Origin of the sequence: Coprococcus sp. AF16-22 (assembly GCF_003461545.1) — a bacterium.
Classification (GTDB): domain Bacteria; phylum Bacillota; class Clostridia; order Lachnospirales; family Lachnospiraceae; genus Coprococcus; species Coprococcus aceti.
Map to the genome: position 1 here is coordinate 73,204 of NZ_QTXH01000011.1, position 9,638 is coordinate 82,841.

A 9,638-nucleotide genomic window follows, 5' to 3' on the forward strand; every position below is an offset into this window, starting at 1 on the left:
CTCTCAAACATTTCAGTCCTGTGATTCGTCTGACTACTCAATCTTACCGATTAGAATCCGATATGTCTGTTATCTGTGATCCTCTTTGCCTTGCCCTCTGAACGTGGAATAGTCTTAGGTGGAACCAGTTCAACCTTTGCGCTGATAAGCAGTGTCTGCTTGATATCTGTCTTGATGCGGGATGCAATAGCCGCAAGCTTTGCAGCATCGCCCATATCCACATCTTCCTTGAGCTCTACCTGAACTGTCAGCTTATCCTGTGAATTCACACGATCAACCACGATCATATAATGAGCTGAAGCCTCCTCCACGCCGAGAAGGACTGACTCTATCTGACTAGGGAATACATTTACACCACGGATTACAAGCATGTCGTCTGTACGGCCTGTGATACGGCTCATCTTGACTGTTGTTCTTCCACATGCACATGTGCCGTGTGTAAGTGTACATATATCGTGTGTCCTGTATCTGATCATAGGTGTACCTGTCTTGGTAAGGGTTGTAAACACAAGCTCTCCAGGAACTCCGTCTGGAAGCGGCTCCTCTGTGACCGGATCAATGATCTCTGCAAGAACATGATCCTCGTTGATGTGCATTCCGTTCTTCTCAAAGCACTCAAATGCAACACCAGGTCCACCGATCTCTGTTAGTCCATATATATCAAATGCATCGAAGTCAAGAAGCTCCTCAAGGTGCTGTCTCATCTCCTCTGTCCAAGGTTCTGCTCCGAAGTAGCCTGACTTGATCTTCAGTTCTGATGGATCGATGCCCATCTCCCTGATGGTCTCTGCGAGGTATGTAGCATATGAAGGTGTACAGCAAAGCATGGTTGCGCCGAGCTCTTTCATCATCATGATCTGTCTCTGTGTGTTGCCTGATGACATCGGAACTACCATGGCACCAACCTTAGTCGCGCCCTGATGTGCTCCAAGTCCACCTGTGAACAATCCATAACCATAAGCTATCTGGATGACATCATCCTCTCCGCCACCAGCGCACTTGATAGCTCTGGCTACCATCTCCGTCCACACATCTATATCGTTCTGGGTGTAGCCAGCTACAACAGGCTTACCTGTGGTTCCTGATGAACCCTGGATTCTGATGATGTCCTTCCTGTCTGCTGCAAACAGTCCAAATGGGAAGTTATCCCTGAGATCTGTCTTCTGCATAAATGGCAGCTTGACGATATCGTCTATGCTGTTTATATCCTCCGGCTTTACTCCCGCCTCGTCCATTCTGGCTCTGTATGCCGGTACATTTGCATATTCAAGTTCTACTGTCTTTCTAAGTCTCTCCCCCTGAAGCTTTCTTCTCTCCTCAGGATCCATACACTCCATCTCTTTATTATAGATGTAATGAATCTTCTTCTGTCTCATAACTTCACTGTCCTCCATAAGATAACTCAAATCAGCATTTGTGCAACCTGCTGATTTTGTATGACACTTTAGCGCGCCAAACAACTAAATTGTACATACATATGTGGGCTGTGTCAAGGAAAAGCCATCAATCGCAGTACATTTTCCGTATATTTTTGAGAGAACTTCGAATATTTGCGGTCAAATGACATATTTGCCTGATAGATTACTCTTGCATTCCGGGTTTTCAGGTCGTATATTATTATCTGACAACAAAAAGAGGACGCGGGAGCTTGTAGTACAGGCTGAGAGGAAGGTGTGACCTTCGACCGGAAACCTGATTTGGATAATGCCAACGTAGGGAAGCCTGATAGCAGACGTTTGTTAAAGTGCAGACTTTATTGGAGTTACCAGATCGGTAACTCTTTTTTTGTGCAGATAAAAGACTTTGGAGGAAAGGGCTATGGTAACAGTGAACGGAAAAGATCTCGACGTTGCCGGGCAGAATCTGGCGGCATTTCTTGAAGAATCCGGCTACAAACCGGTGCGCATAGTTGTTGAGATCAACGAGGAGATCATACCAAGAGAGACATACGCAGACATTACATTTAACGACGGCGACTGTGTGGAGGTCGTGAGTTTCATGGGAGGAGGAGCATTATAATGAAAGAAGACAAGCTGATAATCGGAGGACATGAATTCAATTCAAGATTTATTCTGGGTTCAGGAAAGTATTCCATGAAGCTGATCGAATCAGCTATAAAAGACGCAGGAGCAGAGATCATCACTCTGGCCGTCCGCCGTGCAAATACAAAGGAAGAGGAAAATATTCTCGATTTCATCCCAGAGGGAGTTACTCTCCTGCCAAATACAAGCGGCGCGAGGAACGCCGAGGAGGCCGTGCGCATAGCAAGGCTTGCAAGGGCTCTGGGCTGTGGAGACTTCGTCAAGGTGGAGATCATGCGCGACAGCAAATATCTCCTTCCCGACAACCAGGAAACGATAAAGGCAACCGAGGCACTGGCAAATGAAGGATTTGTGGTACTGCCTTACATGTACCCGGACCTGAATGCCGCCCGTGATCTGGTAAATGCAGGAGCCGCAGCGGTCATGCCACTGGCATCACCTATAGGTTCCAACAAAGGACTGGCTACCAAAGACTTCATCCAGATCCTCATCGACGAGATCGAGCTTCCGATCATAGTTGACGCCGGTATCGGAAGGCCATCCCAGGCATGTGAAGCCATGGAGATGGGCGCTGCCGCCATCATGGCCAACACTGCCCTCGCCACAGCCGGAAATCTGCCACTCATGGCATCGGCATTCAAGGACGCGATAAATTCAGGCCGAAAGGCTTATCTGGCAGGTCTTGGAAGAGTTCTCACCAGAGGGGCATCCGCTTCAGATCCACTGACCGGATTCCTGCATGACTAAGGGGGTGCACTCAGATGGAAAACCACTTTCTGATAGACTCGGAATATCTTTCGCCGGAAGCGCTGGAGATCAAGCACCGTCTGGAGACAGATCCATCGTCAAGGAAAAGCCATATGGAATACCTTCCGGGCATGGAGGTTATTGAATCTGACATCCGTAGCAAGGTCATGGAGCACATGAACAGCTACGACTACAGCAGTTACACAGGCAGAGACGTCATGGCTGCCCTTGAACACGAGACGTGCAGCATAGAGGACTTCAAGGCTCTGCTCTCCCCCGCCGCCGAACCATTTCTTGAGATGATGGCGCAGCGCGCAAGCCGCGAGACAAGCAGGCACTTCGGCAACACGGTCTACATGTTCACGCCGCTCTACATAGCCAACTACTGTGAGAACTACTGCGTATACTGCGGCTTCAACTGCTACAATCACATCAACAGAATGAAGCTCTCAGCAGAGCAGATCGAGAAGGAAATGAAGGTCATCGCCGACAGCGGTATGGAAGAGATCCTTATACTGACCGGCGAGAGCCGCAGCCAGAGTGACGTAACGTATATCGGCGAGGCATGCAAGCTTGCAAGGAAATACTTCCGCATGGTAGGCCTTGAAATATATCCGGTGAACACCGATGAGTACCGCTACCTCCATGAGTGCGGTGCGGACTATGTGACAGTGTTCCAGGAGACCTACGATGCAGACAAATACGAGACTCTTCACCTGATGGGTCACAAGAGAGTATGGCCATACCGTTTCGACTCGCAGGAGCGCGCCCTCATGGGCGGAATGCGGGGTGTTGCATTCTCAGCACTGTTAGGGCTCTCCGACTTCCGCAAGGATGCGCTGGCAACAGCCCTTCACGCGTATTTTCTCCAAAGAAAATACCCCCACGCAGAGATGTCACTCTCCTGTCCAAGACTGAGACCGATCATCAACAACGATCAGATCAATCCTCTGGACGTACACGAGAAGCAGCTCTGCCAGATACTGTGCGCATACAGGATATTCCTGCCATTTGCCGGAATAACGGTATCTTCAAGGGAGAGTGCAGACTTCAGGAACGGCATAGTAAAGATCGCAGCGACCAAGGTATCGGCGGGCGTGTCAACCGGAATCGGCGATCACGAAAGCAAATACAGCGGCAAGACTTCCTGCAGTGAGCAGGGCGACGAGCAGTTCGAGATCAACGACAACAGAAGTCTTGAGCATATGTATTCAGACATAGAGGGCGAGGGGCTGCAGCCCGTACTCAATGACTATCTGTATGTGTAACAACAACTATCAGATCAAAACGATCTGAACTATACAGCATACCGTCGTCTGCCGACGGAGAAAGAAGTTTGAAATGTATACATTTGATCCTACTTTATATTTTATAACCGACAGCACAGGTCTGTCCGAGGAAGAATTCTTATATAGAGTGGAGCGTGCCCTCGATGGTGGTGCGACACTCATGCAGCTTAGAGAAAAGGAAAGAACTACCCGTGAGTACATACATCTTGCGGACAAGGTGCACTCAATTGCGCGCCGCTACAACGTGCCACTCATCATAGATGACCGGGTAGATGTGGCGCTGGCGACCGATGCCGAGGGTGTCCATGTGGGGCAGACAGACATGCCAGTCTCCATAGCCAGAAAACTCATGGGGACTGACCGCATCGTGGGCGCAACCACCAAGACTGTTCCTCAGGCCGTGGAGGCGTATGAACAGGGAGCTGATTATCTGGGAGTTGGAGCCATCTACCCAACCACCACCAAGGTCAAGACAGTGCTCACATCCACGGATACACTGAGAGACATTTGCAAGGCAGTTCCCATCCCGGTAAATGCCATCGGAGGACTCAATCCGACCAACCTGGATGTCCTCTCGGGCATACCTATCGCCGGCATCTGTGTGGTGTCCGCCATAATGAAAGCTGACGATCCAAAGGATGCTGCCAGCCGTCTATTGGCATTATCCAGGCAGTTACAGTCAAAAATCTCTCTCAAATAAGCAAAAATTGCAAAAATACGCAACTTATTTTCATTTTAATGAAAAGAAAGGTTGCAATTAAATGATTTTGCAATTACAATCAATACAAAGTGTAACTATTTTTTTGTATGAGGTGGTTTTAATGGAAAACGTATTAAACAGCATATATTCCAACAGTATTATGGTTCAGGATCAAAGTAATGATACCGCAAAGGAAGCAGCAGTTGAGGCTGTACATGCAAGAGTCGTTGCAAAGCCGAACTTCATCAGAGGTTCCGTGGAACTGCTCGTACTCTATCTGCTCAGCCAGAAAGATTATTACGGCTACGAGCTGTCACAGCTCATGGACTCACTGTCAGACGGCGTGATAAAGATTCCTATCGGTTCTCTCTATCCTGCACTGTACAAATTGATTGAATACGGTTTCATCTCCGATCACAAAGAGCAGGTTGGAAAGAGAATGACCAGAGTATATTATCATCTGGAGCAGCCTGGATTCCAGCGTATGCATATTCTTATAACTGAGTATACAAAGGTTCACAAGGCTATTTCATCCATACTTGACTATACTCCAGAGCCTGAGAAGAAATAATTTCTTTCAGATTAAAAATACCGTTGTCCATATTTTTTATGAACAACGGTATTTTTTTATTTTACTATTCTGTACTTCTTTGAAACTGTACCCTTATACCTTCCGGAAAACTTTATCTTCACCGTATATGTTCCGGCTTTCTTTCTCGCCTTAGGGTATGTCACCTTGTAGTATTTTGATGATATTATCTTACCATCGCTGTCCTTCACAGTCACCTTAGGTGTCTTTGTCTTACCATCATACTTATATCTCGTCTGTGATAATGTAACACTCTTTATCTTCTTGACAACGATATACTTCTTCTGACCGCATTTTCTGCATGTATGTAACACCTTGCCATCGCTTCTGGTAGTTGCTGTTTTTACTACCTTGCCGGAATATACATGCGCGCATTTTCCTGTTACTGTTACAGTATATGATGCCGAACGTGATCCAACAGTGGCTGTGATCTTCACAGTTCCCTTTCTGAGACCTGTTACCACTCCTGTAGATGACACCCTTGCAATAGCGGAATTCGATGTTTTCCACTTAGCTCCCGCAAGCACCTTATACGATGTACTTCCATACTGTCCAAGGACTGCCTTGAGTGTGAGGGTTATCTTCTGTCCCTCCTGCACGTTCTTATTTCCGGTCATCTTAACCGATGTGATATTGTCCTTCTGCACCTCCACCGTAACATCGCTCTCACCAGTGGACTTAGCCATAGTCTCAGCCTGACTGCCGCTTCCCATGAACTGGGCTGCAGTCGTGTTCGGATAAGATGCATTCTTATTTATAAATGTACCAACACCCACATACCTGTTTGCTGGATTTATCATGGATGTGTAATGTCCGGTCACCGCTCTAGGAGTTCCCTTCACATAGGCATCCTTCTCGCTGTACCACTGCTCAATACCCATGAGCATGCTCTCTGACCAGTTCCACGCAAGCACCTCGGAAGTCGGCCAGCCATTTCCCGGATATTTGAAATCAAATACAGACTTTCCGTTGAGTCTTGAGTGATACATTGTAACACTCGCCTCCGCAGCTCTGATCCTTGCTATCTTCTCAAGTCCTGCCGACCACTTGATCGGCACATAGTCGTCAAGCGTCAATTTCCGTCCATCAATCTTAACGCCCTGCTTACATGCTTCATAACGGATCTGATTGATCCTCTTCACTGCAGCCGAAGCCTCCGACACATACTTGCCCTTCATTGCTATAAACACGCAATTGGCAGATGGTTTTGTCACATCCGCAGGTATTGTCGCCGCTTCAGCACTTGTTCCTCCCGGCACGATCACTGACAATCCAACTGCAACTGCGATCGCCAGAGCCATTATCCGGTGTAACAACTTCTTCTTTTGTTCTCCCATAGTTTGAATTTGTCCTCCTCTTATAATATGTATCAGCCTGTTGATTTCATTATAACTCACTATGTGATTTATTGCATGCCTATTTGCTCAACAATACAGTATATCGCATTAATCTATGTACTCAGGCATTATGTTTTCGCCTATAACACAATCCAACATTGTTTTCAATTTACCAAGTTCTTTATTTGAGTTACTCTTTATAAACTGATTTACTACCTCTAATGCCATTGGTATTTTATCTAATTCAAGAACCTCTTCTTCATAATCATCAATAATAATGTCGCATTTTTTGTTGATTTCAGCATTTGGGAACTAAATATGAGGTTTTGATTTTGACTGTCCTTAAGTGCACCCATCCCCAAAATTTTGCTATGGAACTGTCTTTATAAAAACTTTCGCTATTGCCTATTACTTCGTAAGGGCAAGTCGAAAGTTTTTGGTAAAGACAGTTAGTCTTTCATAACAAATTTTCTTGTTACAAAAAGTGCGTTTATATCGGTCAATTGGAACTTAATATGAAGTTTTGCCTTCTGGTACCATTTTCTAATCAATTACTGTGTGATAGATTTTCTTTCAACGTAAAAATTTTCAAAATTAATTTCAAAATTCCAATCGTTTCTTCCAAATGAATCCCTAGTCAAATCATTTATTCCTTGTGCTACTACCATGATATGACCAGCACAATTTTTCAACGAAACAAATATATAACCTTTTGGACAATTTATCTCTGATAAAAAGTCTGCATTATCATCATATATTAAAAGTGACCTTATTTCATTAAACTCCTTTATAATTATTAATTTTCTTTTCTCTTCTTCATAATCAGCTGATATTATTGCACCATTGATTACAGAAATATCCTTATTCCTATAATTAAGATGATTTCCTAAACTCCTATACGAAAATACTAAATTTCCCTCTTCATTATATGCACTAAATCCACTATCTGATGTTTCATATTTTTCCTTAATCATTAGCATACCTTTTCCATGCTTAAATGCATATAAGGTATATTCGTTATAAATCGAGATGGTTTTGCCTCCCACATCCCATTCCACCATTTTATCATTTTTATTAACACGCACATCCATTTTTCATACTCTTTTCGCTAATCTACCCAATATTCATCAACAATATGGACATAATCTTCTCGTTTTATATCACTTCCTAAATTCGAAAACAAATCAACTTCACGGATTCAGGTCTTTACTATGAAATTGGGTGGGATTTTGGTATTTCATCCCTCAATCTTATTCCTCACCAAGTAAGAACTGCAGCGCATTAATTCTCCTGATACCATCGTAATCAGCATCAGGGTCTTCATCCAGTGTTATGATATACTTTGGATAATGGTCTGTAATTTTCTGCAATGGTCTTAGCTCTCTTAAAAGTGTTGATTCCTCTCTGACCGTAGCAGCCACCTGATAGTAAATAATTCCCTTACTGTTCATGGCAACAAAATCCACTTCCTCTGATTCCACCTTGCCGACATAGACCTTATATCCTCGTCTAATAAGCTCAAGATAGATTATATTTTCCAGAATATGACCAGTGTCTGCATTTCTAGAACCAAGTAACATATAACGAAGTCCAATGTCAACCACATAATATTTATCAAGAGTTTTCAAATAATTCTTACCCTTCACATCGTATCGTTTTGCCTGATAAACTACAAATGATTCTTCCAGCGCTGTAATGTATTTCTCAACAGTTTTTACATCCACTTTTCTTCCGTCAGATGTCATAGTGTCACTGATTTTCTTTGTCGATGTAAGATTACCAATATTATCAAACATAAATCGTATCACACTTTCAAGCATCATCACATCGGTAATCTTCTTTCTTGAAATAATGTCCTTTAACATCACAGTGCTATAGATACTCTCAAGATACTGATTAATTACTTCTTCCTTCTCATCCAACATCATAGCATATGGAAATGAACTGAATTTCAAATATTTCTGATACTTTAGCGAAAGTTCTTTTTCATCTCCCGTTGCCTTCACATATTCTTTAAAGGAAAGGGGCAACATCTTGACCTCCACATATCTTCCGGAAAGAAATGTTGCAATCTCAGAAGATAGCATATAGGCATTCGAGCCTGTCAGATACAAATCTACATTTGGCTTTAAATTCAAACTGTCCACAACCTTTGGAAAATCTTCCACATTCTGTATTTCATCAAAGAACACATAGTGCATATCATCATCTACAAGCCTATCCTTGATGTATTTATATAATTCTCTTGGCTGCTTCAAATCTTCATAATCATAGTCTTCAAAATTAATAGCAATGATATGGTCTGCTTGTACCCCAGATTCTTTCAGATAGCCCTGAAATATCTGCATAAGCGTGGATTTGCCACATCGTCTGATACCTGTTACAATCTTTATAATGTCTTTATCTTTAAATTCCTTCAAAGTTTGAAGATACTCGTCTCTAAGTATTATCTTATTCATATAATCCTCCTGTTTTGCGAAACAAAATCCGAGTCCTATGATGAGGAGAGGATTTACCTTCTTTCTTATGAATCTATTTTCGATGACTAATTTATTTTTTATTTGCTGTATTCATTATATCCAAAAACTTGTTTATTTTCAATAGTTATTGGATTTCATTCCAAAAACTATTCTTTTATTGTTTTTTCTTGGATACCATTATTATATTCAATATTTCCAGATACAATTCCAGAAAACGTAAGCGATGTATAATCGCACGGTTTGTCGCCACCAACATTTCATTAGATAATCACTTCAGGAGTGAGTATCTCTCCGAATCAGCTGTATTTGTAGTTGGAGCCGTTTGCTCTAACTGTGATTGATTCCGGTTGAATTCACTCTGAATAACCTTTAGGAGTGAATTACTATGAGTTCAAAAAGACTGCACTACTCTGATTTCGCTTTAACCTATGAATTCCTCTACGGAATTCTGACT

The 9,638-nt window shown here is 43.2% G+C and carries 9 protein-coding genes and 1 riboswitch; of the genes, 5 read left to right on the forward strand and 4 right to left on the reverse strand.

All coding sequences use genetic code 11. The features are described from left to right. Nucleotides 1-50: 50 nt before the first annotated feature. Nucleotides 51-1,376 carry a phenylacetate--CoA ligase family protein gene (locus DWW60_RS11435; RefSeq protein ID WP_015533313.1) on the reverse strand — a complete coding sequence of 442 codons (1,326 nt, stop codon included), beginning with the start codon at nt 1,374-1,376 and terminating at the stop codon, nt 51-53. 254 nt (nt 1,377-1,630) lie between these two features. Then, a riboswitch (TPP riboswitch) is annotated at nt 1,631-1,736 on the forward strand. 82 nt (nt 1,737-1,818) lie between these two features. Here DWW60_RS11435 and thiS point away from each other — a divergent pair. The 5 genes from thiS (at nt 1,819) to DWW60_RS11460 (ending at nt 5,349) form a co-directional block, all read left to right on the forward strand. Continuing rightward, nucleotides 1,819-2,019, forward strand: coding sequence for a sulfur carrier protein ThiS (gene thiS / locus DWW60_RS11440; RefSeq protein ID WP_015533314.1), 201 nt, complete (start codon nt 1,819-1,821; stop codon nt 2,017-2,019). Beyond that, complete coding sequence (locus DWW60_RS11445) at nt 2,019-2,789, forward strand: thiazole synthase (RefSeq protein ID WP_015533315.1); 771 nt, start codon at nt 2,019-2,021, stop codon at nt 2,787-2,789. Before thiS ends, DWW60_RS11445 begins: the two co-directional genes overlap by 1 nt. 14 nt (nt 2,790-2,803) lie before the next feature. Further along, complete coding sequence (thiH, locus tag DWW60_RS11450) at nt 2,804-4,057, forward strand: 2-iminoacetate synthase ThiH (RefSeq protein WP_055143820.1); 1,254 nt, start codon at nt 2,804-2,806, stop codon at nt 4,055-4,057. 73 nt (nt 4,058-4,130) lie between these two features. Then, a complete protein-coding gene (thiE, locus tag DWW60_RS11455; RefSeq protein ID WP_117875413.1) occupies nt 4,131-4,778 on the forward strand; it encodes a thiamine phosphate synthase in 648 nt (215 codons plus the stop codon). A 121-nt stretch (nt 4,779-4,899) separates the two neighbouring features. Then, nucleotides 4,900-5,349 (forward strand): PadR family transcriptional regulator, encoded by a 450-nt coding sequence (locus DWW60_RS11460; protein ID WP_015533318.1) that lies wholly within the window; start codon nt 4,900-4,902, stop codon nt 5,347-5,349. A gap of 56 nt (nt 5,350-5,405) precedes the next feature. Here the strand turns inward: DWW60_RS11460 and DWW60_RS11465 are convergent, their stop codons facing one another. The 3 genes from DWW60_RS11465 to DWW60_RS11475 form a co-directional block, all read right to left on the reverse strand. Then, nucleotides 5,406-6,704: a CAP domain-containing protein gene (locus DWW60_RS11465; protein WP_117875414.1), complete on the reverse strand. Its 1,299-nt coding sequence runs from the start codon at nt 6,702-6,704 to the stop codon at nt 5,406-5,408. Between the two features lie 551 nt (nt 6,705-7,255). Next, nucleotides 7,256-7,795 carry a hypothetical protein gene (locus DWW60_RS11470; RefSeq protein ID WP_015533320.1) on the reverse strand — a complete coding sequence of 180 codons (540 nt, stop codon included), beginning with the start codon at nt 7,793-7,795 and terminating at the stop codon, nt 7,256-7,258. Between the two features lie 159 nt (nt 7,796-7,954). Beyond that, nucleotides 7,955-9,163, reverse strand: a complete 1,209-nt coding sequence (locus DWW60_RS11475; RefSeq protein ID WP_015533321.1) for an ATP-binding protein — start codon at nt 9,161-9,163, stop codon at nt 7,955-7,957. Nucleotides 9,164-9,638 lie beyond the last annotated feature (475 nt).